The 25,795-nt window shown below is 51.5% G+C and carries 25 protein-coding genes, 1 tRNA gene and 2 pseudogenes; 17 read left to right on the plus strand and 11 right to left on the minus strand.

What is annotated here, in order from left to right:
* Positions 1-62 precede the first annotated feature (62 nt).
* The 5 genes and pseudogenes from mnmE to ACYJL1_RS02525 all read left to right on the plus strand — a co-directional run bounded on the left by mnmE (position 63) and on the right by ACYJL1_RS02525 (position 5,836).
* A pseudogene (mnmE, locus tag ACYJL1_RS02505) lies at positions 63-1,384 on the plus strand (tRNA uridine-5-carboxymethylaminomethyl(34) synthesis GTPase MnmE).
* Positions 1,385-1,547: 163 nt separating this feature from the next.
* Entirely contained in the window at positions 1,548-3,413 is a 1,866-nt protein-coding gene (mnmG, locus tag ACYJL1_RS02510; protein ID WP_460896876.1) for a tRNA uridine-5-carboxymethylaminomethyl(34) synthesis enzyme MnmG, read from the plus strand.
* Positions 3,414-3,415: 2 nt separating this feature from the next.
* Positions 3,416-4,042, plus strand: a complete 627-nt coding sequence (gene rsmG / locus ACYJL1_RS02515) for a 16S rRNA (guanine(527)-N(7))-methyltransferase RsmG (protein WP_460897912.1) — start codon at positions 3,416-3,418, stop codon at positions 4,040-4,042.
* A 61-nt stretch (positions 4,043-4,103) separates the two neighbouring features.
* A pseudogene (locus tag ACYJL1_RS02520) lies at positions 4,104-4,897 on the plus strand (ParA family protein).
* A gap of 36 nt (positions 4,898-4,933) precedes the next feature.
* Entirely contained in the window at positions 4,934-5,836 is a 903-nt protein-coding gene (locus tag ACYJL1_RS02525) for a ParB/RepB/Spo0J family partition protein (RefSeq protein ID WP_460896877.1), read from the plus strand.
* 16 nt (positions 5,837-5,852) lie between these two features.
* On the opposite strand, the gene holA is transcribed toward ACYJL1_RS02525, so the two are convergent.
* Both holA and ACYJL1_RS02535 read right to left on the minus strand, forming a co-directional pair.
* Positions 5,853-6,905, minus strand: coding sequence for a DNA polymerase III subunit delta (holA, locus tag ACYJL1_RS02530; RefSeq protein WP_460896878.1), 1,053 nt, complete (start codon positions 6,903-6,905; stop codon positions 5,853-5,855).
* 140 nt (positions 6,906-7,045) lie between these two features.
* A tRNA-Gly gene (locus tag ACYJL1_RS02535) sits at positions 7,046-7,120 on the minus strand.
* A gap of 197 nt (positions 7,121-7,317) precedes the next feature.
* Between ACYJL1_RS02535 and ACYJL1_RS02540 the strand changes: the two genes are divergently transcribed.
* The 5 genes from ACYJL1_RS02540 (at position 7,318) to ACYJL1_RS02560 (ending at position 10,261) form a co-directional block, all read left to right on the plus strand.
* Positions 7,318-7,815, plus strand: coding sequence for a prolyl-tRNA synthetase associated domain-containing protein (locus tag ACYJL1_RS02540; protein WP_460896879.1), 498 nt, complete (start codon positions 7,318-7,320; stop codon positions 7,813-7,815).
* 71 nt (positions 7,816-7,886) lie between these two features.
* Entirely contained in the window at positions 7,887-8,858 is a 972-nt protein-coding gene (trxA, locus tag ACYJL1_RS02545; protein ID WP_460896880.1) for a thioredoxin, read from the plus strand.
* Positions 8,859-8,909: 51 nt separating this feature from the next.
* Positions 8,910-9,572 (plus strand): LON peptidase substrate-binding domain-containing protein, encoded by a 663-nt coding sequence (locus tag ACYJL1_RS02550; protein ID WP_460896881.1) that lies wholly within the window; start codon positions 8,910-8,912, stop codon positions 9,570-9,572.
* Positions 9,573-9,580: 8 nt separating this feature from the next.
* On the plus strand, positions 9,581-9,775 hold the full coding sequence (locus ACYJL1_RS02555) for a Trm112 family protein (RefSeq protein ID WP_460896882.1): 195 nt from the start codon (positions 9,581-9,583) through the stop codon (positions 9,773-9,775).
* A 63-nt stretch (positions 9,776-9,838) separates the two neighbouring features.
* A complete protein-coding gene (locus ACYJL1_RS02560) occupies positions 9,839-10,261 on the plus strand; it encodes a metallopeptidase family protein (RefSeq protein ID WP_460896883.1) in 423 nt (140 codons plus the stop codon).
* 78 nt (positions 10,262-10,339) lie between these two features.
* On the opposite strand, the gene ACYJL1_RS02565 is transcribed toward ACYJL1_RS02560, so the two are convergent.
* Positions 10,340-10,549 (minus strand): DUF1737 domain-containing protein, encoded by a 210-nt coding sequence (locus tag ACYJL1_RS02565; protein WP_115054484.1) that lies wholly within the window; start codon positions 10,547-10,549, stop codon positions 10,340-10,342.
* A 36-nt stretch (positions 10,550-10,585) separates the two neighbouring features.
* Complete coding sequence (locus ACYJL1_RS02570) at positions 10,586-11,560, minus strand: HpcH/HpaI aldolase/citrate lyase family protein (protein ID WP_460896884.1); 975 nt, start codon at positions 11,558-11,560, stop codon at positions 10,586-10,588.
* A gap of 57 nt (positions 11,561-11,617) precedes the next feature.
* Here ACYJL1_RS02570 and leuD point away from each other — a divergent pair, with 57 nt between their 5' ends.
* Together leuD and leuB are read left to right on the plus strand one after the other, a co-directional pair.
* On the plus strand, positions 11,618-12,223 hold the full coding sequence (leuD, locus tag ACYJL1_RS02575) for a 3-isopropylmalate dehydratase small subunit (protein ID WP_460896885.1): 606 nt from the start codon (positions 11,618-11,620) through the stop codon (positions 12,221-12,223).
* A gap of 176 nt (positions 12,224-12,399) precedes the next feature.
* Positions 12,400-13,512, plus strand: a complete 1,113-nt coding sequence (gene leuB, locus ACYJL1_RS02580; RefSeq protein WP_460896886.1) for a 3-isopropylmalate dehydrogenase — start codon at positions 12,400-12,402, stop codon at positions 13,510-13,512.
* Positions 13,513-13,578: 66 nt separating this feature from the next.
* Here the strand turns inward: leuB and ACYJL1_RS02585 are convergent, their stop codons facing one another.
* Positions 13,579-15,465: an MFS transporter gene (locus ACYJL1_RS02585; protein WP_460896887.1), complete on the minus strand. Its 1,887-nt coding sequence runs from the start codon at positions 15,463-15,465 to the stop codon at positions 13,579-13,581.
* A 347-nt stretch (positions 15,466-15,812) separates the two neighbouring features.
* Here ACYJL1_RS02585 and ACYJL1_RS02590 point away from each other — a divergent pair, with 347 nt between their 5' ends.
* The gene (locus tag ACYJL1_RS02590) at positions 15,813-15,944 is read left to right on the plus strand and encodes a hypothetical protein (protein ID WP_460896888.1); all 132 of its coding nucleotides are present in this window, start codon (positions 15,813-15,815) and stop codon (positions 15,942-15,944) included.
* Positions 15,945-16,045: 101 nt separating this feature from the next.
* Positions 16,046-17,080: an aspartate-semialdehyde dehydrogenase gene (locus ACYJL1_RS02595; protein ID WP_460896889.1), complete on the plus strand. Its 1,035-nt coding sequence runs from the start codon at positions 16,046-16,048 to the stop codon at positions 17,078-17,080.
* 43 nt (positions 17,081-17,123) lie between these two features.
* On the opposite strand, the gene ACYJL1_RS02600 is transcribed toward ACYJL1_RS02595, so the two are convergent.
* Positions 17,124-17,591 carry a MarR family winged helix-turn-helix transcriptional regulator gene (locus tag ACYJL1_RS02600; protein ID WP_460896890.1) on the minus strand — a complete coding sequence of 156 codons (468 nt, stop codon included), beginning with the start codon at positions 17,589-17,591 and terminating at the stop codon, positions 17,124-17,126.
* A gap of 156 nt (positions 17,592-17,747) precedes the next feature.
* Here ACYJL1_RS02600 and ACYJL1_RS02605 point away from each other — a divergent pair, with 156 nt between their 5' ends.
* Together ACYJL1_RS02605 and ACYJL1_RS02610 are read left to right on the plus strand one after the other, a co-directional pair.
* Positions 17,748-18,170: an organic hydroperoxide resistance protein gene (locus ACYJL1_RS02605; protein ID WP_460896891.1), complete on the plus strand. Its 423-nt coding sequence runs from the start codon at positions 17,748-17,750 to the stop codon at positions 18,168-18,170.
* A gap of 162 nt (positions 18,171-18,332) precedes the next feature.
* Complete coding sequence (locus ACYJL1_RS02610) at positions 18,333-19,154, plus strand: alpha/beta fold hydrolase (protein ID WP_460896892.1); 822 nt, start codon at positions 18,333-18,335, stop codon at positions 19,152-19,154.
* Positions 19,155-19,164: 10 nt separating this feature from the next.
* Here the strand turns inward: ACYJL1_RS02610 and ACYJL1_RS02615 are convergent, their stop codons facing one another.
* Together ACYJL1_RS02615 and ACYJL1_RS02620 are read right to left on the minus strand one after the other, a co-directional pair.
* Entirely contained in the window at positions 19,165-21,213 is a 2,049-nt protein-coding gene (locus tag ACYJL1_RS02615) for a M3 family metallopeptidase (protein WP_460896893.1), read from the minus strand.
* A 108-nt stretch (positions 21,214-21,321) separates the two neighbouring features.
* On the minus strand, positions 21,322-22,545 hold the full coding sequence (locus tag ACYJL1_RS02620; RefSeq protein ID WP_460896894.1) for an argininosuccinate synthase: 1,224 nt from the start codon (positions 22,543-22,545) through the stop codon (positions 21,322-21,324).
* Between the two features lie 171 nt (positions 22,546-22,716).
* On the opposite strand from ACYJL1_RS02620, the gene ACYJL1_RS02625 reads away from it, so the two are divergent.
* A complete protein-coding gene (locus tag ACYJL1_RS02625; protein ID WP_460896895.1) occupies positions 22,717-23,358 on the plus strand; it encodes a LysE family translocator in 642 nt (213 codons plus the stop codon).
* A 1-nt stretch (position 23,359) separates the two neighbouring features.
* On the opposite strand, the gene ACYJL1_RS02630 is transcribed toward ACYJL1_RS02625, so the two are convergent.
* The 3 genes from ACYJL1_RS02630 to ACYJL1_RS02640 all read right to left on the minus strand — a co-directional run bounded on the left by ACYJL1_RS02630 (position 23,360) and on the right by ACYJL1_RS02640 (position 25,664).
* Complete coding sequence (locus ACYJL1_RS02630) at positions 23,360-23,779, minus strand: hypothetical protein (protein WP_460896896.1); 420 nt, start codon at positions 23,777-23,779, stop codon at positions 23,360-23,362.
* A 6-nt stretch (positions 23,780-23,785) separates the two neighbouring features.
* Complete coding sequence (gene rlmN / locus ACYJL1_RS02635; RefSeq protein WP_460896897.1) at positions 23,786-25,024, minus strand: dual-specificity RNA methyltransferase RlmN; 1,239 nt, start codon at positions 25,022-25,024, stop codon at positions 23,786-23,788.
* A gap of 136 nt (positions 25,025-25,160) precedes the next feature.
* The gene (locus ACYJL1_RS02640) at positions 25,161-25,664 is read right to left on the minus strand and encodes an invasion associated locus B family protein (protein WP_460896898.1); all 504 of its coding nucleotides are present in this window, start codon (positions 25,662-25,664) and stop codon (positions 25,161-25,163) included.
* Between the last annotated feature and the right edge of the window lie 131 nt (positions 25,665-25,795).

Genomic DNA, 25,795 nt, shown 5'->3' on the forward strand with positions numbered 1-25,795 from the left:
ACCTTGCTCTTTCCCAATTATCTTAAGGGGGTTATCAAAGCCTGTGTAGTAGGACGGGATAAATGAATCACATTTTTGAAGAAACAATCTTCGCATTGTCGAGCGGAAGACTTCCATCTGGAATAGCGACCATCCGCGTATCGGGACCACGCACTCGATTCGTTGTCGAAACGATTTGCGGCAGGATCCCCTCGCCGCGCCTTGCAAAACTGACTTCCTTCAAAAGTGCCGATGGCGCGTTGATAGACAAAGGCTTGGCTCTGTTCTTTCCCGCTCCCAACAGTTTTACAGGAGAGGACTGCGCCGAGTTCCACCTCCACGGCGGTAAGGCTGTGGTCGATACTATGATGACAACGCTTTATGTGTTCGACGGATGCAGAATGGCTGAGGCAGGCGAGTTCTCCCGGCGAGCCTACACTAATGGCAAATTCGATCTGACTGCTGCTGAAGGGCTTGCCGATCTGATAGCGGCTGAGACAGACAGTCAAAGACGCCTGGCTTTGCAAATATCATCTGGTGCGCAAGCACAGCTTTATTCTGGCTGGCGAATGGATCTCATTCGGGCACGCGCCCTCATAGAAGCTGAACTGGATTTTGCTGATGAGTCCGATGTGCCTGGTTCGGTATCTGATATGGTTTGGCAACAAATGGCGGATTTTGCTGGTCGCATTGCCAAGCATGTAAGCGATGGCAAGCGCGGGGCTATAGTAAGAGATGGCTATCGGGTCGTCATTATAGGTGCTCCAAATGCTGGAAAGTCCAGTCTTCTGAATGTGCTGGCCGGCAGCGATGTTGCGATCGTTTCTGACGAGCCAGGCACAACGCGAGACCTGATCGAAATCAAACTCGACCTTTCCGGGATTACGGTCTTGGTAACCGATACAGCCGGAATTCGCAGCACAGCTGGAACGGTGGAGATGATCGGGATAGAGAGAGCACTCGACCGGGCCCAGTCAGCTGATCTGATTGTCAGCCTCACCGATCTTTCCAACCCAATCCCGGTTGATGTGCCATTGGGCGAGAATATTATACGGATTGGCACCAAGGCAGATCTCGTTAGCACAGCCGAGTTAAGTGATTATGATTTGGTGATCTCCACGCATACCATCAGGGCGTTGAGAATCTGCTGACATTGCTCTCTCGGAAAGCGGAAGCTGCGGCTGGTGATATTTCTGATCCGCTGCCGACCCGGCGTCGTCACATGGAACTCCTCAATGAAGCCAAGGTGGAGATTCAGTTTGCTCTTGATGAGGTGTCCGCGCCTTTAGAGGTCCGTGCGGAGTATCTCCGACGCGCTTCATACTCGCTTGGACGGATAACCGGTGACGTGGATGTTGAAGATATTCTGGATGTGGTATTCTCGCAGTTCTGTATAGGCAAATGATTCACGTGAAACACTTGCGACATACAATATCGTATCCCGAAACGTGGACGAGAATTTATAGCAAAGAATGTTTCACGTGAAACATTGTTCATAGGGCTATACTTGACTCACAGCGCAGTTTTGATCATCAAGAGGTCAAATCGAATCCAGAAAGTTTTGTATCGTGCAGAGATCATTTGACGTCATCATTATTGGTGGTGGACATGCGGGCTGTGAAGCTGCTGCTGCCTCAGCGCGGCTTGGCGCGAGAACTGCACTGGTTACCCATCGTGCAGATACAATCGGCGTTATGTCATGCAATCCCGCGATTGGTGGTTTAGGTAAAGGTCATTTAGTCAGAGAGATTGATGCCTTGGATGGCCTAATGGGGCGGGTAGCTGATGCTGCCGGAATCCAGTTCAGACTGCTTAATCGGCGTAAGGGTCCGGCCGTACGCGGTCCTCGCACACAGGCTGACCGCAAGCTGTATCGACTCGCAATGCAGCGGGCGATCAAGGAACAAGAAAACCTGACAGTTGTCGAAGGTGGAGCAAACGACCTTATACTATTCGAGGGCCGTGTGACCGGTGTCCAATTGATGGATGGCCGCGTTCTGGACTGCGCAGCTGTTGTTCTCACAACGGGCACTTTCCTTCGAGGGCTGATCCATATTGGCGAGAAGCAAATTCCTGCTGGCCGTATGGGCGAAGCTCCTGCCCTCGGATTGTCCGATACGCTGCTTCAGCAAGGTTTTGCACTTGGACGTTTGAAAACGGGAACACCGCCCCGACTGGACGGCAAGTCGATCGATTGGAGGAGCCTGGAAACTCAGTCAGCCGACGAGGATCCTTTACCCTTCTCATTGATGACGGATTCAATCGCCAATCCACAGATTGATTGTGGCATAACACGGACGACTTCCGCGACACATGAGGTCATTCGTGCAAATATCCATCGATCAGCCATGTATTCGGGATCCATTGAAGGGATTGGCCCACGCTACTGCCCGTCAATTGAAGACAAAATCGTAAAGTTCGGTGACCGTGATGGCCATCAGATATTCCTGGAGCCGGAAGGACTGGACGACGATACGGTTTACCCCAACGGCATTTCCACCTCATTACCAGAGAGCGTTCAGCGCGACATACTCAAGACAATTCCAGGCCTTGAACATGCAATAATGTTGCAGCCTGGCTATGCCATTGAATACGATTTTATTGATCCGCGTGAACTTGAACGCAGCCTGCAGACGCGGCGCGTTCGGGGGCTTTTCCTGGCTGGACAGATTAACGGAACGACTGGCTATGAGGAAGCCGCGGCACAGGGATTGCTGGCGGGTCTTAACGCTGCGAAGCTCGCTGGCGGGTCGGATCCTATTATTATGCAACGTACCGAAGCCTATATTGGTGTAATGGTCGATGATTTAACAGCCCGCGGCGTGAGTGAGCCTTATCGGATGTTTACGTCGCGGGCGGAATTTCGCTTGTCCTTGCGGGCTGACAATGCTGATGAACGCCTTACTCCGCTCGCAGATCGTCTTGGTATTCTGGGAAAGGAACGTGAACTTCGCTTTAAGCAGCGTACCGCAGCTCTCGATCAAGCTCGCGATTTGGCCAAGAGTTTGATGATTACTCCGTCGGCTGCCGCAAATGTGGGTTTGCGCCTGAATCAGGATGGCGTTCGGCGTTCAGCCTACGATCTTATGGCTTTTCCAGATATCAATCTCCGCCGCGTTAAGGAAATCTGGCCAGTGTTGAGTAGCTTGGATCCACGTATTGGCGAAGCACTCGAGATTGAGGCGCAATATGCGGTTTATCTCGAACGCCAGAAAAGTGATGTTGCGGCAATGCAACGCGACGAAATGTTGACGATTCCTTCGGGGATAGATTTCGACGCAACGGCCGGGTTGTCTAACGAATTAAAGCAGAAGCTTAAACAACGAAAACCTCGTTCGATTGCCGAGGCGCAGCGGATTGATGGCATGACGCCTGCGGCGTTAGCGCTGATAATCACACAGATAAGACGCGCCTCGCCACGGAACGCGGCGTGAGTATGAATCGCGAAAAAAGCCTTCGAGAAGTTCTTCCACATGTTTCACGTGAAACATTGGAGGATTTATTTGCTTTTGAGGCGCTTTTCAGAAAGTGGTCCAAGGCCATAAATCTGGCGTCACCTTCTACGCTGGATCAGTTGTGGGAACGACATATACTTGACAGTGCACAGCTCTATTGTTTGGCGCCCGAGGCGAAACTCTGGCTCGATCTTGGTTCGGGTGGAGGATTTCCTGGCGTTATTCTTGCAATTTTGTTGAAGGAATCGCCTAATAGCAAGATCGATCTTGTCGAGAGCAATTCTAAAAAGGCTGCATTCTTACGAACGGCTATTGGCCAAGCCTCTGCGCCTGGTACCGTCCATGCTTCCAGAATTGATACTATGTGGGAAAAAATTGCTGTTCCGGACATTATTACTGCAAGAGCCCTCGCCTCATTGAAAGAGCTATTTGTGCATGCAGAGCCTTGGTTAACGGGAGGCGCAACCGCGCTTTTTCAAAAAGGTAGGGATTACCGCCGGGAAATCGATGAAACTCGTGACGACTGGACGTTTGATCTGGTAGAACATAGAAGCGCTGTCGATAAAGATTCTGTTGTTTTGCAAATAAGCAATCTTCGAAAACTTTAACAACCGCGCTGAACTTGCTCCTTTTATCGGCAACGAACAGTTTAGTGTTCAGGAAAAGCCAATGAACAACCAGACTCGCATTATAACAATAGCAAACCAGAAGGGCGGCGTAGGAAAAACAACGACCGCGATCAACCTCGCGACTGCATTGGCTGCGATTGGCGAAAATGTGCTCATTGTTGATCTGGATCCGCAGGGAAATGCAAGTACTGGTCTTGGAGTCGATCGGAAGAGCCGCGCTATATCCTCCTATGATGTTTTGATGCAGACTGCGACAGTGGAAGAGGCTGCGGTGCCGACGGCTGTTCCAAGTCTGTCATTAATCCCATCTACGATGGATCTTCTGGGCGTCGAAATGGAGATCGCGAATGCCTCGGATCGCGCAACCCGCTTGCGAAAAGCATTTAGGGGCAACGCATCGACTTCGGTCTTTACCTATATTCTTATAGATTGTCCGCCATCACTTAATTTGCTCACGATGAATGCCATGGCGACGGCAGATTCAGTTTTAGTGCCATTGCAGTGCGAGTTTTTCGCTCTGGAGGGCTTGAGCCAGTTGCTTGAACCGTTAGCCAGGTGCGTACATCACTTAATCCTGCACTGACAATTCAGGGCATTGTCCTTACTATGTATGATGGGCGAAACAATTTGGCGACCCAGGTTGTCGATGATGTGCGGTCATTTATGGGTGATAAGGTTTATCGTACCGTTATTCCGCGCAATGTCCGGGTTTCAGAAGCGCCATCCTATGGGATTCCTGCGATTCTGTATGATCTGAAATGTGCCGGCAGTCAGGCGTATTTGCAACTGGCATCGGAAGTCATACAACGAGAGCGTCACTTGCGCGCCGCCTAATCGATTCGCGAACGAAACATTTGAGAGCCTGTTACAATGAATGAAGATCTGTCAAAGAAACGCTTGGGACGTGGCCTTGCAGCATTAATCGGTGAGATGGATCGTGTGCCCGACGAAGCAGCTGCTCCTGCCGCGACGCTGGATCGGCAAATTCCGATAGAATTTATTGCCCGCAATCCGCGCAATCCCCGCAGATTGTTTACAGAAAGCGATCTGGAGGATCTGACAAATTCCATCCGTGAGCATGGCATTGTTCAGCCGGTGGTTGTCCGTTTGGCCAAGGATTCGGCGGACAGGTACGAGTTGATAGCGGGTGAGCGTCGCTGGCGTGCAGCGCAACGTGCCGGGCTTACCACAGTTCCTGTCATCATTCGCGAGGTGGATGATCGCGTTGCCCTTGAACTTGCGATCATTGAGAATGTACAACGCGCCGATCTCAATCCTTTGGAAGAAGGTATGGGATATCAACAGCTTATCGATGATCACGAATACACGCAAGCTGACTTGGCGCAGGTCATAGGTAAGAGTCGAAGCCATGTCGCCAACACACTTCGGCTATTGAAGTTGCCGGAGCCTGTGCGCGACATGATCACAAATGGTTCGCTGTCTGCAGGTCATGCACGCACATTGATCACCGCCGATAATCCTGCTGCTTTGGCGGACAAGATTGTCCGCGATGGCCTATCGGTCCGCCAAGCGGAAGCGCTGGCTCAGGGCGAAAGCGGAAAACAGCAATCACCCAAAGCAAAGACGCCTAATGAAAAGGATGCGGATACGCAGGCGCTTGAGAAACTTCTTTCTGATGTGATGGGCATGCGTGTTACAGTCAATCACCTCAATAAGGGGGGGGATGTGCGTATTCATTACACGACGCTTGAGCAGCTGGATGAGATTTGCCAGCGTTTGCAAAACCGCACAAAATGGGGCGGTTTGGCCTGAAATCATTGGCTTTCTGTTAGCGCCCGGCGGTGCGTCCGGCCCGGGCTGCTTCAGCGACCAGAGCAATCATCGTTTGGCGGATGATTGGAACCGACAGAGCAGTATTGCGCCTGCTATCGAGAACAGTCTTTTGCAGACGCGCGATTGCTCTTGCACAAGATGCTGTTGACCAGCGCTGAAGCGCCATTTCCATGAGTTTTTTTCTTGCAAAGAATACGGGTGGTCTTGCTGATGCAACCATCGCAGCTGCATTTTTGTTTTCTGTTTCCATGCCGTAACGGAGCGTTTGTAACGCTTGAAACTGCCGTATTGCTGAACTGAGGATCAAAAAGCTTGAGCTACCCGTGTTTACGACACGATCAAATGCCGAAGTGAAATCATTTAAATTTCCCGTGATCATGGCGTCGACAATTGTCTCATAAGATGTGGCACTGACATCACCTATAATGTCACGAACATCTTCTATCGTTATCCGCTCCTTGCCATGTGCATAAAGGCAGATTTTTTCCAGCTCGGCACGGGTAGCCAATCTGTCGCCGCCAAGACTTTCTTTCAGCAAGTTGCGCGCATCTAAAGCGATTTGCAGTCGGTTTTTGGTCAGCATGTCGTCAATCGTACTGTCAATACCTCGCGCATCATCGCTATAGCAGGGCAGGGCCATTGCGCTGGCACTTTGCTCGACAATGCCTCGTAAGCCCGCACCTTTCTTCAAATCGCCAGCTTCGATAAGTATGAAGGTTGCAACGGGTGGATTCTTCGCCAAATGAGAAACTGCATCAGCCAAACCCTTCTGGCCGGAAGCGCTTCGCACCCAGATCAGCCTCTCTCCACCAAACATGGATATTGTGTTGGCTTCATCGGATAAACGTCCGGGCTCCGCCTGTATGATGTCGGCATCCAGCCGGATAACTGCAAAAGGGTCATCTTTCGCCAATCCGGTCATTGAAATGAAGAGCTCAGCTCTTTCGCTGACCAGGCCTTTATCAGGCCCGTAAAGAAGCACGATCGGATAGCTGCGATCCAAACGCTTTAAAAACGAATCTACTTCATGAGCTTTTTTCTGTGCCATGGGCAATGGTTTAGCTATTTAGCTGAACATTGCAAATATCATTCCACCTGTGCAATCGCGCATATCGAGCCAGACAGGAAAAACGTTTCTGAATAGCAAAAAGGCCCAGGTAAACCTGAGCCTTTTGATCTTCGGACAACTGGAGCGGGAGAAGGGATTCGAACCCTCGACCCCAACCTTGGCAAGGTTGTGCTCTACCCCTGAGCTACTCCCGCATGCGCCAGTTAGTCTTGCGAAGCGGGTGCTATATGACCCAAGCGCAGACCAATTGCAACAGGGAAAATTGGACTTTCTTTCGATATCCGTAAAATTTACAGATTGTCCCATGAAGTCTCAGGGTTTTGCTTGAGACAATGCCCCCGAGCCTTTAGACAAGTTTCACAAAGCGCCTGGTGGATGTGAGGAGTATGCAATGCCTAAGTCGTACGAACAACTGATGCAATTCATCAGCGATCTTGGCATTGAAGTTTCGACAGTTCGCCACGCCGCGGTTTTTACCGTTGCTGAAGCTCAAGCCTTGCGCGGAAAAGTCACTGGTGCCCATACGAAGAATCTCTTCCTTAAAGACAAGAAGGACAGCTTCTTCCTGCTGACAGTCGATGAGGAAGCCGAGGTGGATCTGAAAACCATCCATACCAAAATTGGCGCAGCGAGTCGGGTATCTTTCGGCAAGCCGGAAAAACTATTGGAGTACCTTGGTCTTGTTCCCGGCGCTGTCAGTGTGCTCGGTGTCGTCAATGATGTGGATCACAATGTGAAAGTCATACTTGATGAAAGCCTGTTCGATCACGAAGTCATCAATGCGCACCCGCTGACCAATGAGGCGACAACATCGATACGCCCGCCCGATCTTTTGAGATTCCTCCAAGCGACCGGACACGAGCCTTTGATCTTGAAATTTGGCGCATAAGACCCAAACTGAGTGTTCTAGACAAGCCGTTACCAACGGCATTTAATCATCCAAAGATGACGGAGAATTTTATGAGCAATATAGATAATCCGTTCAGCGGCGGGTATGGCAGTGGTTCATCGGCAACAACGCTGACTTTCGGATCCACTGAAGCACCTGCACCTGTGGGCGATGTCATCAAGGATACGACAACCGCTGCGTTTCCGGCCGATGTGATTGCTGAATCAAAGAGACAGCCTGTCCTTGTCGATTTCTGGGCTCCGTGGTGTGGCCCTTGCAAGCAGCTCACGCCAATCTTGGAAAAGGCGGTGCAGGCTGCTGGCGGTCGTGTTAAACTTGTTAAAATGAATATTGACGACCATCCGGCAATTGCCGGGCAGTTGGGTATTCAGTCAATACCTGCCGTGATCGCGTTCTCGGATGGTAAACCCGTAGATGGTTTTATGGGCGCCTTGCCGGAATCGAAGGTAAATGAATTTATTGACAAGATCGCCTCGCCAAATGGTGGTCGCGATGAAGCAATAAAGGATGCGCTTGCCGCTGCCGCGCAAATGGTTGAGGCAAGCGAGTTTGAGCAAGCCAGCCAGATTTACTCAGCAGTGCTTGGAGAAGTGTCTGATCATGTCGCGGCGCTTGCAGGCCTTGCAAATTGCCTGATCGAGCTTGGAGATATCCAGGCCGCACAGGCAACATTGGAGTCAGTGCCGCCAGCGGGCAAGGAAGACGCCGGAGTGCGGGCAGCTCAAGCAAAAATTGCTTTGGCCTTGCAAGTCGCCGCGCTTGGCGATCAATCGGCTTTGGAAGCACGCCTTAAGGCCAATCCTGCAGATCACCAGGCGAGATATGATCTGGCCATGATACTTAACGCCAAGGATCAACGTGATGAGGCGGCCGACCATCTTCTCGCCATCATGAAGGCAGATCGTAATTGGAATGAGGACGGCGCGCGCAAGCAGCTTTTGCAGTTTTTCGATGCTTGGGGGGCGGGTGATCCAGCTTCCATGAGCGCACGCCGTAAACTTTCCTCCCTGCTGTTTTCCTGACAGGTATAGTATACAGAAAAGCAGATTAAAGGGCTTGGCCCGGAGCAAGTTATGCAAGCTGGAAATGTTCGCTATCGTACGCTGGACGATATACCCGAAAACGTTCCGATTTTCCCTCTTTTGGGAGCACTGCTGCTGCCCGGTGGTCAATTGCCGCTCAACATTTTTGAACTGCGCTATCTTGCGATGATCGATGCGGCTCTTGCTTCTAAACGGGTTATTGGCATGATCCAGCCCCGCCTTGATCAGGAAGACGAAGACGGTCTTGAGTTGAGTGAAGTAGGCTGTCTTGGAAGGATAACTTCCTTTGCCGAAACAGGTGACGGCCGGATACTGGTTACACTTCAGGGTATTTGCCGGTTTCGAGTTGTGAAAGAACTTTCAACCCGCACGCCTTATCGCCAATGCAAGATTGCGCCTTTGCGTGCGGACCTTGATGAGGCGGATGACAGCGAGGTTGACAGGGCTGCACTTCTGCGTGTTTTTCGCGCTTATCTCGATGCGAACAGTCTCGAGGCTGATTGGGAAGGCATATCACGAGCTGGCAATGAAACACTGGTGAATGCGCTCGCCATGATGTCGCCTTTCGGTGCAGCGGAAAAGCAAGCCTTGCTTGAAGCCACAGATCTGAAAACCAGAGCCGAAACCTTGATTGCGATCACTGAGATAGCTCTTGCAAAAGATCAAGACGACTATGAATCAAGTCTGCAATAGGGCGCGCCATGACAGAAGCTGATCGTGAAACACCTCTTGATCGCAAATTGCTGGAGCTTCTTGTTTGCCCTTTAACCAAGGGACCGCTGATATATGATCAGGAAAAATCGGAGTTGATCTCCAAGAAGGCGCGGCTGGCTTATCCGGTACGAGATGGTATCCCCATCATGCTTCCCTCAGAGGCCCGGGCTCTCGAAGATTGACACTCTCGCATACTTGCCCCCAACGCACTATATGAGGCCACGAACACCTTACCAGGATTTGTGATGGCCAGAAGTAATCAAACGGCCGACTGGGCTAATCGCCTGTCGCCTTCAATCGCTGAAATCGAATCGCTGGCGATTAATGCCTATGCCCATTTGCCGGAAAACTTCCGCAGCCTGTGTGGTGAAATCACGATGCAGATCGCGGAGTTTCCCGATGACCAGATCATTGACGATATGGGGCTGGAATCACCCTTTGAACTCATGGGCCTTTTCGAGGGCAATGGGATAGGCGAACGATTTTCCTTGCAGACGGGCGATCAGGTCAATCGCATTACGCTTTATCGGCGAGCTATACTTGATTATTGGGCGGAATATGAAGAAGCGCTTGGCGATATTGTTACGCATGTTCTCATCCATGAGATTGGTCATCATTTCGGATTATCCGATGAGGAGATGGAACGTGTAGAGGCAAGCGTCGAATAGCCTGTTACGGGGCGATGGCCTTGCCCGTCGAATACTCAGCGCCACCACAGTATCAGGCGTTAAGGCGCTGACTGGAATTTAGTGATCGCTGAGCTTCGTTGTGCCGGGTATGTAGTCAACTCCATCGACATCTTTAACGACAGCCTGCCCGCATTGCATGATGCCGGTTACTGAATTGAACGCATAGGTGGGTGAACCATAAATGTGCCAGCCCTTGTTAAGGGCGGCTGTTACCTTATGGCAAAAGCTTGCATCGTCCGGGCCGGTCAAAAATCTGTAGAGCTTCATAATAGAGTTCCAGTTCTCAGGCTTGTCTGACTTATTCTAATTCTGATCGATTGTTTCAATCCTTGCCAGCAACTTTTGTGCTGTTTCAAGATGCATGCGCTCCACCATCCGGCCATTCAGCGAAATCGCTCCCTTGCCTGCGTTATCGATGAGGTCAAAAGCCTGAACAATAGAGTGGGCTTCAGCTATTGACTGCGCGTTGGGTGTGAACGCCTTGTTCGCCGGTTCAATCTGCGAGGGATGGATAAGGCTCTTGCCATCGAAGCCCATTTTGAAAGATTCGCTGCATTCGGTTACAAAGCCGGACATATCGTTAAAGTCATTATAGACGCCATCAACAATATCGAGGCGTCCGGCCTTGGCACATAACAAAATCTGCATAAGCCATGGCGTGAAAAAATGCCGGCCTTTTTCCAAAGCTGTTCCGGTTTCTTTAGCTATGTCGTTCGTGCCCACGACAAAACAATCCAGTCTCGAGGTGGATCGGAGACCAAGTTCGGCGATTTCATCGGCGTTGATAATACCGCGCGTCGTTTCGATCATCGCCCACAGACGCACATTCTCAGATGCATCGGTTTCTTCCAGGATTTCCGCTACACCTATCACATCCTGCAGATTCTCTACCTTGGGCAGAAGAATCGCATCGGGTTTACAGGCGCGGGCAGCCAGAAGGTCTTCACTGCCCCATTCGCTGGAAAGATGATTAATACGAATGATGCGTTCGGCCTTGCCTGCCGGATTGGCTGCAAAATACGTGCGCAGAGCCTCTCTCGCATCTTCCTTGGCTTCGGGAGCGACAGCATCCTCAAGATCGAAAATAATAGCATCGGCATTCAGGGATGCCACTTTGGCCAAGGCTTTTGGATTGGATGCAGGAACATAGAGTAGGGATCGGCGCGGACGGAAAAGCTTGCTCATGACAACTTTTTGCCCCGAAGTGGTTTGCAAGGCAAGGGTTGAGATTTGACAAGCATAAAGTGCCACAGGTGAAAGGCTTTGATTCATGGCCAAGCTGGTGTAAAGCCAAGAATAAATCTTACCTACGCACGGACTGTACAGGCAGCTATTATGGATAAATTCACCCAGCTCACGGGCGTTGCCGCCCCACTGCCCATCATCAATGTCGATACTGACATGATCATTCCTAAGGACTATCTAAAAACGATCAAGCGTACCGGCTTGGGTACGGGACTGTTCGCTGAAATGCGTTACGCTGAGGATGGCAGCGAGAATCCGGATTTTGTCCTGAACAAACCAGCTTATCGCAAAGCTCAGATTCTTGTCGCTGGTGATAATTTCGGTTGCGGTTCCAGCCGAGAGCATGCGCCGTGGGCTTTGCTGGACTTCGGTATCCGGTGTGTCATCTCTACGAGTTTCGCAGACATTTTCTACAATAACTGCTTCAAGAACGGTATTTTGCCGATCAGGGTCAGTCAGGAAAATCTCGATAAGCTCATGGACGACGCGCAGCGCGGTTCGAATGCAACGGTATCCATTGACCTTGAAGCTTTGACGATCAAGGGACCGGATGGCGGATCGATCAGCTTTGAGATCGACGAGTTCCGTCGCTACTGTATGCTCAATGGTTTGGACGACATCGGCTTGACGATGGAAAAAGCATCGAAAATCGATAGTTTCGAAGCGTCCAATGCTGAAATGCGTCCTTGGGCTTGATCATTCTGTTTCAATATCCAAAAAGCCCGGTTTTTGCCGGGCTTTTTGGTATTTGACAGGCGTGCCTATCGGTGAGGCTCTAAGATAATTTCGCAAACCGCTTTTCTTCTTTGCTCAAGTTGCGCTAAGTACGCGCCATCCTGACAAGAGCTAATGACATAATGAGGTTTCCCAGCATGGCATCGAAAAAGCTTTTCCTTCTTCCAGGCGATGGTATCGGCCCTGAGGCAATGGCCGAGGTCCGCAAGATTATTGCCTATATGAATGCCGAGCTGAAAAGTGATTTTGAGCTGGACGAGGGCCTGGTCGGCGGTTGTGCTTACGATGCACATGGAAAAGCCATTTCCGAAACAGATATGCAAAAGGCATTGGCGTCGGATGCTGTGCTGTTTGGTGCTGTTGGTGGTCCAAAATGGGATAGCGTTCCCTATGATGTTCGTCCTGAGGCGGGTCTGCTGCGCTTGCGCAAGGATATGGAGCTATTTGCCAATCTGCGCCCGGCTATCTGCTATCCGGCGCTTGCTGATTCGTCTTCCTTGAAGAAGGAAATCGTGGAAGGTCTGGATATTCTCATCGTGCGTGAGCTGACTGGCGGTGTGTATTTCGGAGCACCGAAGGAAATTCGCGATCTTGGCAACGGACAAAAGCGCGGCATCGACACTCAGGTTTACGATACCTATGAGATCGAGCGCATTTCCGGGGTCGCTTTTGAATTAGCCCGCACCCGTGGCAACAAGGTCACCTCAATGGAAAAGCGCAACGTCATGAAGTCGGGCGTTTTGTGGAATGAGGTCGTCACTGCAACCCATAAGACCAAATATCCGGATGTGAAACTTGATCATATGCTTGCCGATGCCGGCGGCATGCAACTTGTGCGCTGGCCCAAGCAGTTTGACGTCATTGTCACAGACAATCTGTTCGGCGATATGCTTTCCGATATTGCTGCAATGCTGACAGGGTCACTGGGCATGCTACCATCAGCCTCGCTTGGTGCGCCCGACGGCAAAACAGGAAGCCGTAAGGCTCTGTATGAGCCGGTGCATGGCTCTGCGCCGGATATTGCCGGTACTGGAGCGGCCAATCCAATAGCGATGATCGCCTCGTTCGCTATGTGTCTGCGTTATTCGTTCAATATGGTGGCTGAAGCAGATCGGCTGGAAGCGGCTATTGCCGGAGTTCTTGAGGATGGAATCCGCACTGCTGACATCATGTCCGATGGCATGACGAAAGTTGGAACTGTTGAGATGGGTGATGCGATTCTTGCAAAGTTCAAATCTCTCACTGCATGACCATAGTGGTTGAAATGAAAAGCCCGGCGTGAATGATCACGCCGGGCTTTTTTGTTTGGCAGAATGTTATTTTATTTCGTCCAGATTGGTATCTTTTGTATCGCGAACGAAGAGCAGACCGATGATCAAGGTCATCGTAGCGATTACGATTGGATACCAGAGGCCGTAGTAAATATCGCCCTTGGCTGCGCTCATCGCGAAGACTGTTGCCGGTAATAGACCACCGAACCAGCCGTTGCCGATATGATAGGGTAGAGACATACCGGTATAGCGGATACGGGTCGGGAACATTTCAACCAATATTGCTGCAATCGGCCCATAAACCATCGTCACATAGAGGACGAGAATGAACAGGATACCGATAATCATTGTCCAATTGACCGCTGCCGGATCCGCTACCATCTTGAATGCACCGGCTTTTGGTACAGTATAAACGGTAACTTCAGTGGCACCGGCAGCTTCCTCGGCAGTGATCAGCTTGTCTTTGACGGCCTGATCCACAGGAACAACGGTTTTCTCGCCTGCGCGGATGGCAGCTGCATCCAATGCTAGTTTTGGATTAGCCGCAACCAGGGCATCAAGCTTGCTGTCTGCAACCTTTACAGGATCGCGAACAAGCGGGTAACCAGCATCCTGAAGCGCAGAGTTTACGCCTTTTTTGAATGCGCCGTCTTTTGCAGCAGCATCAGTACCGGCGGATGATACATTGTAGGATTCAACAGTTTCCTCACCGATCTTGACCGTTGCAGCAGCGCCTGCCGGAGCTGTTACAGCGATATCATAAGGGATCGAGTTCTTGGCAAGGAAGTCTGTTGCAACATCACAAGAGGTGACCGGTTTTCTTGTCCCGACCGGATTGAACTGGAAGTTACAATCTCCCGGTGCTGCCGTAACCGTTGCACGCACATTCTGCTGCGATGACGCGAGCGCCGGATTTGCGGCCCAGGTCAATGCTTTGAACAGTGGAAAATAGGTGAGAATGGCGAGCGCCAAGCCAGCCATGATGATGGGTTTGCGTCCGATTTTGTCAGACAGCCAACCAAAGAAAACGAAGAAGCCTGTACCCAACAAGAGTGCAATGGCAATCATGATGTTTACGGATTCCCCGTCTACTTTCAGAACGTTCTGCAAGAAGAACAGCGCGTAAAACTGACCTGAATACCAAACAACTGCCTGACCTGCTGTAAGACCAAAGAGCGCCAGCAAAGCGATTTTTGCATTCTTCCATTGTCCAAATGCTTCAGTAAGGGGAGCCTTGGATCCTTTGCCTTCTTCCTTCATCTTCTTAAAGGCAGGAGATTCACTGAGTGACAAACGAATCCAGACAGAAACACCCAAGAGAACGAATGACAGGATGAAAGGAATGCGCCATCCCCAAGCGGAGAATGCTTCCTTGGACATTGAATTTTGAATGATCAGAATAACGATGAGTGACAGGAAAAGACCAAGCGTAGCGGTGGTCTGAATCCAGGAAGTATAGAAGCCACGTCGATTGCTGGGCGCGTGTTCCGCAACATAAGTTGCAGCACCGCCATACTCACCGCCCAGGGCAAGGCCCTGAAGCATGCGCAGGACGATCAGAATGATCGGAGCCGCAATACCCCAACTTGCTGAGCCTGGCAGGATACCGACCAGAAAGGTCGATAAACCCATAATCAGGATTGTGACAAGGAAGGTATATTTGCGGCCGACGAGATCGCCGATGCGGCCGAACACCAGCGCGCCGAACGGGCGGACCAGAAAGCCGGCGGCAAATGCAAGCAAAGCAAAGATGTTGCGGGTTGCTTCAGGATACTCACTGAAGAATGCGGCGCCAATAAAGACAGCCAATGAACCGTAAAGGTAAAAGTCGTACCACTCAAAAACAGTGCCGAGAGAAGAAGCGAAGATTACTTTCTTTTCTTCCCGCGTCATCCCCCGGCTGGTAGCGCCGGCCACGGTAGTGGATGCCATTTCTATTCCTCCCAGAAAACAGCAATTAAGTCCCAAGTTCAAAGAGACACGTTCAGCCCAAAGCTTTTGTCATGTCCCCACTATCGACATTTGCGTACAGTCTTTCTGCCTAGCCTGTGCTATTGCAGATCGCACGCTGGCGAACGTCCTTGTGAATTTCTTCCCCCCAAGGTCATACAACCCAATGCACCAGTCAATTGTTGACTAAATATTGAAGAAAGCAAAGCCCGTAACTTATGCCAAATGTCTAAAATTGTGCGTAACACGACATATTCTTGCCCGTTAAAGATGTAATTGACTCTTCTTGGAAACCGCGTACAAGCACAAACGGACTAGGAGAGCCCCGCGTGTACAGCGAATCAACATCGCTATTTTTATTCAACCGTTCCGGCATTGTTGCCGGTTCTGTTCGTGCGCCTGCTTTCCAAACCAAAATTTCGGCCAAAACACTCTCGAAAACGACCACCAAAACGGTCTGATTTCCCTTGGCCTGCTCGCCCCCTCCCGAGCCCGGCTCGGGGGATAAGACCCGCAGTGGCCGGCGGGTTAAAAGCAGCGGAGAGGGACAGGAGAATATATAATGAGTTTCAAGGTTGCGATTGTTGGCGCCACAGGCAATGTGGGCCGCGAAATGTTGACAATACTGGAAGAGCGTGGCTTTCCAGTGAGCGAAGTCGTTGCTCTGGCGTCACGTCGGTCACAGGGCACCGAAGTTTCCTATGGAGATAGGACGCTCAAGGTCAAAGCGCTCGATACCTATGATTTTTCAGACACCGACATTTGCCTCATGTCTGCGGGCGGCAATATTTCCAAAGAATGGTCGCCAAAGATTGGAGCGCAGGGCTGCGTCGTTATCGATAATTCATCCGCGTGGCGCTACGATTCCAACGTTCCTCTGATTGTACCGGAAGTGAACCCGGATGCGATTGTGGGCTTCAGCAAGAAGAACATCATTGCCAATCCGAATTGCTCGACAGCGCAGCTTGTCGTTGCCTTGAAGCCGCTGCATGACAAGGCGCGCATCAAGCGTCTGGTGATTTCTACATATCAGTCCGTATCTGGCGCGGGTAAGGACGGCATGGATGAACTCTTCCAACAGTCGCGCGCGGTCTTCGTGGCCGACCCGGTGGAAGCCAAGAAGTTCACCAAGCGCATCGCCTTCAATGTCATTCCCCATATCGATGTATTTATGGAGGACGGATATACCAAGGAAGAGTGGAAGATGGTTGCCGAGACCAAGAAGATGCTTGATCCCAAAATCAAGCTGACGGCGACCTGCGTACGCGTGCCTGTTTTCATCGGTCATTCCGAGGCAGTAAACATTGAGTTTGAGAGCCCAATGAGCGCTGAAGAAGCCCGGGAAATATTGAGCGATGCGCCTGGCTGTCTTGTTATCGATCGTCATGAAGACGGCGGTTACATCACACCTTATGAAGCTGCCGGTGAAGACGCCACCTACATTTCACGTATCCGCGAAGACATAACGGTCGAAAACGGCCTGTCGCTCTGGATCGTTTCTGACAATCTGCGCAAAGGCGCAGCCTTGAACACCGTTCAGATCGCAGAACTTCTGGTTGCTCGTGGACTGATCCAGCCAAAGAAGATTGCTGCATAATCACTGGCGATAATGACCTATAAAGGCGCTGGAAACAGCGCCTTTATTTTGTCTCGTCGATGCTCGCCACGAGAGAGTCGCGCAGGCTGATCAGTTCAGCGCGCATTCCACGCGCTTCGTCCATGGTGCAGCCAAATGCCTGTCCCATTGCCACAGGCACTGATTCCGCGCGTTCTCGCATGGCACGGCCATCATCAGTCAGATTGATCAGAACCTGTCGTTCATCGGCCTTGTCGCGCCGACGCGATATAAGACCGGCTGTTTCCAGCCGCTTCAACAGCGGCGTCAATGTCCCGGAGTCCAGACTGAGCTTGTCACCGATAGCTGTGACAGTCTGGTTCTCCTCTTCCCATAATACCACCATCACCAGATATTGCGGATAGGTAAGCTTTAGCGCTGAAAGCCGAGGTTGATAGGCACGGGTTACGGCGTTAGCAGTGGAGTAAATGGCGAAGCAAAGGAAATTCTCCAGCTTCAACTGCGATTCCGGATTTTGCTTTTTCGGGGCCATTTTATCTTCCTTCTCAACAACTTGCTCAGGATAACCAAGCTCGATCAATCGTGCACCATTTAATTTTTCATCATTTATATAAAATAACTATTGCGCACAATTCAATTGCGTGCAATTTAATATGCATCGAGCAGATTACAATCGAAAGGAAAGAAAATGAGCATTCTTTATACAACCAGGGCAACAGCAACAGGCGGGCGCGATGGCAGCGCAAAGAGTGAAGATGGTCGTTTGGAAGTCACGCTTTCAACGCCCAAGGAACTCGGTGGCAATGGCGCACAGGGTACTAATCCCGAGCAGCTGTTTGGGGCTGGGTATTCAGCCTGTTTTCTGAGTGCATTGAAATTTGTCGCTTCGCAGAAGAAGGTCAAGCTGCCCGAAGAAACTGCCGTAACGGCAACCGTCGGCATCGGACCGCGTGAAGATGGCAAGGGTTTCGGTTTGGACGTTGCTCTCGCTGTGACATTGCCGGGTATTGAAGCTGGGCAGGCGCGCGAGCTCGTTGATGCAGCGCATATTGTTTGCCCTTACTCGGAAGCGACACGCAGCAATCTCGACGTACGCATTTCGATTAATTGACGCAAGACATGCTCTAACATCATGATCGACAACTTTAATAAATTAACCTCGCGCCGTTCTGTACTGACGGCGGGTATCGGAGCGGCAGCTGCTCTCAGTCTCCCCTCTCTCCCCGCGATGGCGGCCGATAAATCCAACCTGCCAGTGAAAGGACACAGAACAATGACCACGATCACAACCAAGGATGGTACAGAAATCTATTACAAGGATTGGGGCAAGGGACAGCCGGTCGTGTTCAGCCATGGCTGGCCGCTGACATCGGATGCCTGGGAAGATCAGATGTTCTTCCTTGCTTCGAAGGGCTACCGTGTGATTGCCCATGACCGTCGCGGTCATGGGCGTTCCAGCCAGCCTTGGAATGGCAATGACATGGATACCTATGCAGATGATCTGGCCGAGCTGTTTGAGAAACTCGATCTTAAAGATGCAATCATGGTTGGTCATTCGACAGGTGGCGGCGAAGTCGCCCGTTATATCGGTCGCCACGGCACAAGGCGTGTCGCCAAGGCAGTGCTTGTGGGTGCGGTGCCGCCGCTGATGCTGAAAACCGCGGCAAACCCCGAAGGCCTGCCTATCGATGTTTTTAATGGCATTCGTGATGGCGTGATTGCAGACCGGTCGCAGTTCTTCAAAGATCTGTCACTGCCATTCTATGGCTACAATCGCGCTGGTGCGAAAGAATCCGAAGGCATAAGAAATGCCTTCTGGTTGCAGGGCATGATGGCCGGAATGCCAGCCTCATATTTCTGCATCAAGGCATTTTCTGAGACGGATTTTACCGAAGATCTGAAGAAGTTCGACGTACCTACACTCTTCATCCATGGCGATGATGACCAGATCGTACCGATTGATGACGCTGCCCGCAAAGCCGTCAAGCTGGTGAAAAACGCCACCTTGAACGTTTATGCCGGTGCGCCGCATGGGCTTGCGACGACACATAAGGACAAGTTGAACGCCGATCTTCTGGCTTTTGCCAAATCCTGATTACAACCGCTTACAGCCCACGCTTGTCGATCATTGCATCGGGCGTGGGCATTTTACCCCGGAAAGCCTTGTAAAGCTCTTCGGGGTCTTTGCTACCGCCAGCCGAATAGATGTATTTCTTCAGCTTCGCGGCGAGGGCGCCGTTGAATGTGTCACCGGTCTCCTCAAAGGCCTTGAACGCGTCAGCATCGAGAACTTCCGACCACAGGTAAGAATAGTATCCGGCAGAATAACCATCACCGGAGAACACATGCTTAAAATGCGGCGTGCGATGGCGCATGATAATTGCATCGGGCATATCCAGCTGCCGCAGAGTGGTCGCTTCGAACTGGATGGGATCTTCGGATGGCATGCCATCCGCATGGAATGCCATATCAACCAGGGCAGATGAGGTAAATTCGACCGTTTTGAAACCAGCATTGAAAGTATCTGCGGCCAGTACCTTGTCGAGCAAGGTTTTTGGCATTGGCTCGCCTGTACGGTAGTGAACCGCGTATTTTTCGAGGATTGATGGTACCGTTAGCCAGTGCTCATAAAGCTGGGATGGAAGCTCGACGAAATCCCGTGACACTGATGTGCCTGAAACTGCAGGCCAAGTAACGTCTGACAGCAGCCCGTGCAAAGCATGGCCAAATTCGTGAAAGAGGGTGCGTGCACCATCCAGCGAGAGCAGGGCTGGCTCGCCTTTCAGCGGCTTGGCGAAGTTCATTACATTATAGATGATCGGCTTTTGCACATGGCCCAGCTTGTGCTGTGACTGCAATGCACCCATCCATGCGCCGGAATGCTTCGACTGGCGGTTGAAATAGTCGCCAAGAAATACCCCGCATTCGGTTCCATCAGAATTGAATACTTCCCAGGCCCTGACATCTGGATGCCAGGTGGCAATGCCGGTTTGTTCCTTGATGGTAATACCGAACAGACGCGTTGCTACATCGAAACAGGCTTCGATAATTTTCTCGAGCTGCAAATATGGCTTCAACTCGGCTTCATCGAAAGCAAAACGTTCGCTACGCAGCTTTTCTGTATAAAAACGCCAGTCCCACGGCGCAACCTTGTGATTGCGGCCCTCGTTGGTGATCAACTGCTGCAGATCGCCTTCTTCTTCGCTGGCACGCGCTTTCGCCTTCTGCCAGACAGGCTCCAAAAGATCCATTACGGCCTTGGGCGTTTTTGCCATGGTGTTGTCGAGCTTGTATGCGGCAAAACTTTTATAACCGAGAAGTTTGGCCTTCTCCGATCTGAGGGCCACTGTCTGCGCGACGATGGCAACATTGTCGGTATCACCGCCATTCTCGCCCCGTGCCGCCCAAGCCCGGAAAGCTTTTTCACGCAAGTCGCGATTCTCTGCGAATGACAGAAATGGCTCGATAATTTCACGTGACAATGTAACGGCCCAAGCACCTGTTTGCTTGCGCTCTTCAGCTGCACCGCGCATTGCATCCCGTACGAAATCCGGTACGCCCGCCAAATCAGCTTCGTCCGTGATAAACAAAGCCCAATCAGACTCATCCTTGAGGACGTTCTGATCAAATTGCGCTCCGAGACTGGCAAGCTTCTCGTTGATATCTGCAAGACGCGCCTTACCCTGCTCATCCAACCGGGCCCCGCTACGCACAAAACTTTTCCAGATCTTTTCCAGAACACGATCTGTTTCGGCATCAAGCCCCAGAAGGTCGCGCTGCTCATAGAGGGAGTCGATACGGGCAAATAAATGCGGATTCATCATGATAGAGGATGAATGGCGCGACAGTTTCGGAGCAATGGACCGCTCGAATGCCTGAATTGTGTCATTGGTGTTTGCGCCAGCCAGCGTCCAGAAAATGGATGACACGCGATCCAACATCTCACCGGAAAGCTGTAAAGCTTTCAGGGTATTGTCAATGGTCGGCGCTTCATGATGGCTGATAATTGCTTCGATGTCTGCAAGATCATCTGCTAGCGCCACGTCAAATGCCGCGTCAAAATCCTGATCGTTGAAGGCTGTGAAGTCCGGCAGACCAAGAGGCCCTGTCCAGTTCGTCAATGCAGTGTTGATGGCTGGTTTGGCAGAGGACATGGGAACTCCATCGTGTGGGCTGGATTGTGTTCTATCATCTAGGGTGCCGCTGTGATGGTCACAAGCGGCGAAATGAAAACGGCGGGACCAGCCCGCCGTCTATAGTCTCTAGCTGTTCCGTTTGCGGGCAGCCAAGGTGCGCAACCGCAAGGCATTGAGGCGGATAAAGCCTGCTGCATCCTTCTGGTCATAAGCGCCGCGATCGTCTTCGAATGTTACGAGAGCGTCAGAGTAGAGCGATTTGTTCGACTTGCGGCCTGAAACCATGACGTTGCCCTTGTAGAGTTTCAGACGAACACTGCCTTCCACATCTTCCTGGCTCTTGTCGATCATGGCCTGCAACATTTCACGCTCGGGCGAATACCAGAAGCCATTATAGATCAGCTCGGCATAGCGCGGCATGAACTCATCTTTGAGATGGGCGGCACCGCGGTCGAGCGTAATTGATTCCACCGCACGATGTGCGGCAAGCAGGATGGTGCCCCCCGGCGTTTCGTAAACGCCGCGCGATTTCATGCCAACGAAACGGTTCTCAACCAGATCAAGGCGACCGATACCATTGTCGCGGCCAAGATCATTGAGGGTCTTCAGCAGTGTGGCAGGTGAAAGCGGCTTGCCATCAATAGCGATTGCATCGCCCTTCTCGAAAGCGATCTCGATTTCTGTGACTTTATCGGGCGCTTCCATGGGTGAGATGGTGCGCTGGTGCACATATTCGGGTGCTTCCTGCCATGGGTCTTCCAACACTTTGCCTTCCGAGGAAGAATGCAGGAGATTGGCGTCCACGGAGAATGGCGCTTCGCCAAGTTTGTCTTTGGCGATTGGGATCTGGTGTTCGCGCGCAAATTCCAAAAGGTCTGTACGGGACTTGAATGTCCAGTCGCGCCAAGGCGCAATGACTTTGATGTCAGGATTGAGTGCATAGGCGGAAAGCTCGAAACGAACCTGATCATTGCCTTTGCCCGTTGCACCATGCGCAATTGCGTCTGCACCAGTGCGGGCAGCGATTTCAACGAGGTGCTTGGAGATGAGCGGGCGGGCTATCGACGTCCCAAGCAGGTAAACGCCTTCATAGACGGCATTGGCGCGGAACATCGGGAAAACAAAGTCGCGAACAAATTCTTCACGCACATCTTCAATGTAAATTTCCTTGATGCCGAGCATTTCGGCCTTTTTGCGTGCCGGCTCCAGTTCTTCGCCTTGCCCAAGATCGGCAGTGAAGGTAACGACCTCTGCGCCAAGTTCCGTTTGTAGCCATTTCAGGATGATTGATGTATCCAACCCACCCGAATAGGCCAGCACGACTTTCTTGACGTCTTTCCATTTGTTCATTGCATGTATCCTGTCTGTTGATTGCCGTCGCAATCCTGAAATTTCAGTTGGGGTCTTGTAGCATTTGCGCCGCTATTGGCAAGCGCAGCTAAAAGAGGATGAGATGCAAATACGTATGGCGTGAAGCTGTTTTTCGCGTTAGCTTCCGCCGAGTTTTTCCCGGAGCCTCTGATGACCTTCATTCCCGATTGGCCGATTATACTGCAATTCATCGTTGCCACTTTTGTGCTTTCGATTACTCCGGGACCGGATATGACATTATTTGTCGGGCGGTCACTGTCCGAAGGCAAGGCTGCTGGTTTTGCCTGTCTGGCAGGAGCCTGCACTGGTATCGTTATCCACACGACCATGGTGGCCATTGGTCTCTCAGCACTGATCGTCGCTTCGCCATCCGCATTTCTTGCACTCAAGGTCGTAGGCGCTGGTTATTTGATGTGGCTGGCTTATCAGGCAATCCGCTATGGCTCGGCATTCTCTCCGGAGAAGAAGACCAACCAAGCTCACACATTGTTTCAGAACTGGTTGACAGGATTGGGTATCAATCTTCTCAACCCAAAGATCATCCTTTTCTTCATGACGTTCCTGCCGCAGTTCGTTTCCGCCAGCGATCCGCATGCGCCGGGCAAGCTGTTTTTTCTTGGCGTGCTTTTCATACCGCTATCCTTGCCGGTGGTTGCGCCAATGATCATTGCGGCTGACAGGTTTTCAATGTTGCTGAGGAAAAACCCGACCGTGACACGTATTACGGATTGGCTGTTTGCCGGGGTGTTCTCGGCGTTTGCCGCCAAGATACTGCTCGCACAGGCAAAGTGACTCAGGGCAGATTTGTCGGGCGTGGCGCAATGATACCAGCGCTACGGCCGGAAATCATCCAATAGACAAAGCCGCCAACGATGCCCGTTGCCAGTATTGCGGCAAAGGTGCTGATATCTTCAGTTTGCGGGCGCCATTTCCAGACGATAATGACTACTGCCGTTGCTGCGCCGCCGAGCGTGTAGAATAGCCAGTCGCGCCATGCGGTCAGTTCAGCATAGATTATGATAACAGCCGCCGGAATGAATATACTATAGCCAATCGCGGATGCAAAAGCCGGTATCGTCAGATAAAGAAACGGCCCTTCGCCTCCCAGCCATTCTGTGCTGCCGACAAGGAGCATATTCAGAAACAGCGACGCGGCAAAGACAGCGCAAACAAATCCAGTCACGATCAGCGTAAAGCGCGCGAGATACAGCACGCCGGTTCAGTCTTCGCCGTGGCCGGCAATCATTGCCGCTTCAAATGCCAGACGCTCTGTCTTCTTCATACGTTCCGACTCCGATTTAAGCTGGCCGCATGCGGCAAGAATATCCCGGCCGCGCGGTGTACGGATAGGCGATGCATAGCCAGCCGCGTTCACATAATCGGCAAATTTCTCTATCTGCTCCCAATCGGAACATTGATAATTGACACCGGGCCAAGGGTTGAAGGGGATCAGATTGATCTTGGCCGGAATGCCCTTGAGCATTCTCACCAGTTCCTTCGCATCATCAAGCGAGTCATTCACGCCCTTAAGCATGACATATTCGAACGTAATGCGTTTTGAATTGGACAGGCTCGGATAGGCGCGGCAAGCCGCGAGCAATTCCTTAAGAGGATATTTCTTGTTAATCGGCACCAGCATGTCACGAAGATCGTCAGTCACCGCATGCAGCGAGATTGCAAGCATCACGCCAATCTCTTCACCCGCACGGTAAATTTCTGGCACGACGCCGGATGTCGAAAGAGTAATACGCCGACGGGATAGTGAAAGACCCGCATCATCGGCAGCGATCAGCAGTGCCTTCTTGACGTTCTCGAAGTTATAAAGCGGCTCACCCATACCCATCATGACGATGTTGGATACTTTGCGGCCCTCTGCCGGGACCATTGTACCATCTGGTGTGTTACGATCCGGAAAATCACCAAGACGATCACGCGCCACCAGAAGCTGCGACAGAATTTCTTCGGCGGTCAAATTTCGCACAAGCTTCTGTGTGCCGGTGTGGCAGAACGAGCAGGTGAGTGTGCAGCCCACCTGGCTGGAAATGCAAAGAGTGCCTCGCCCTTCTTCCGGAATATAAACCGTCTCGATCTCTACAGGCCGGCCGGCACCACGCGGCGGAAACCGGAATAGCCATTTGCGCGTGCCGTCATTGGAAATTTGCTCTTCCACGATCTCAGGTCGGGCAATGTTGAAGTTTTTATCCAATAAATCACGCATCTCGCGCGAAATATTCTGCATGTCATCGAAATGTGAAACACCGCGAACATACAGCCAATGCCAGACCTGCGCCACGCGCATTTTAACTTGACGTTCGGGGACACCGACCGCAATGAGTGCCTCGGCAATTTCGGGGCGCGTCAGGCCGATTAGCGATGGCTTTTCAGCAATCGGCGCGCGAACGGCATCACGGGATTTATCCCGGGCAACAGGATGTGTCAGGTCAAGCGATACGGACATGGGTTTTTCTAACGTTCTTAACGGAAGCGGGGCTCATACCACGTTCCGGCGGCCACGTCACCTATGCACGCAAAATGACCCGCCTGGTCTGGCTCCAAGCAGGGCCATTGCTTGAAATCGAATTGAGGTGCCCGGATCAATTACAGGTAGAAATCGCCTTGAGGGCTGCCGTAACGCCTTTGAGTGAATAGGCGTAACTTGTCTTCGTGCCACGCTTGGAAACAGCATTGATTGTCATTTTCTGACCCGCCCGCAGGGCGGCAACAAGCTGCGGCTCTTCCGCTGCATTTTCCATCCAGCCATGGCTGCCATTGGTGAACATGGAAAAGGTGCGCTGGTCAATCTTGACCAAGACTTTTGAATTTTCCTGCAAATCGTAGCCGGCTTTGAATTGAGGCTCGAAGCTGACATTCTGGCCAGGCTTCTGGCTTACCATGAAGAAATTGTCGCCATGATCAACTTGCGCTGGTTGTTTATCGACCGGAACAGACAAAACGTAGCAGACCTTACCCTTACCCTGCTGATAGCTATAGGCACCCCATGCGTTAAACTGGCTGATCTGACTCGGGGTCTGGGCAAAAGCTGTCCCCACCAGCCCAAGCATGAGCACAGAGGTTGCTACGATCGATTTTCCAAACATTTTACCTACCAGTTTTATTGTGCACTTCATAACTCATGAACCGGCAATGGTCCGAAATGTAATCCGGATGCCGCATTGTCCAGTTCGCTTGTCTTAATTTGGCTTAATCTGGGTTACCAAACGGTGAAGAC

The organism is Phyllobacterium sp. K27 (assembly GCF_054796155.1).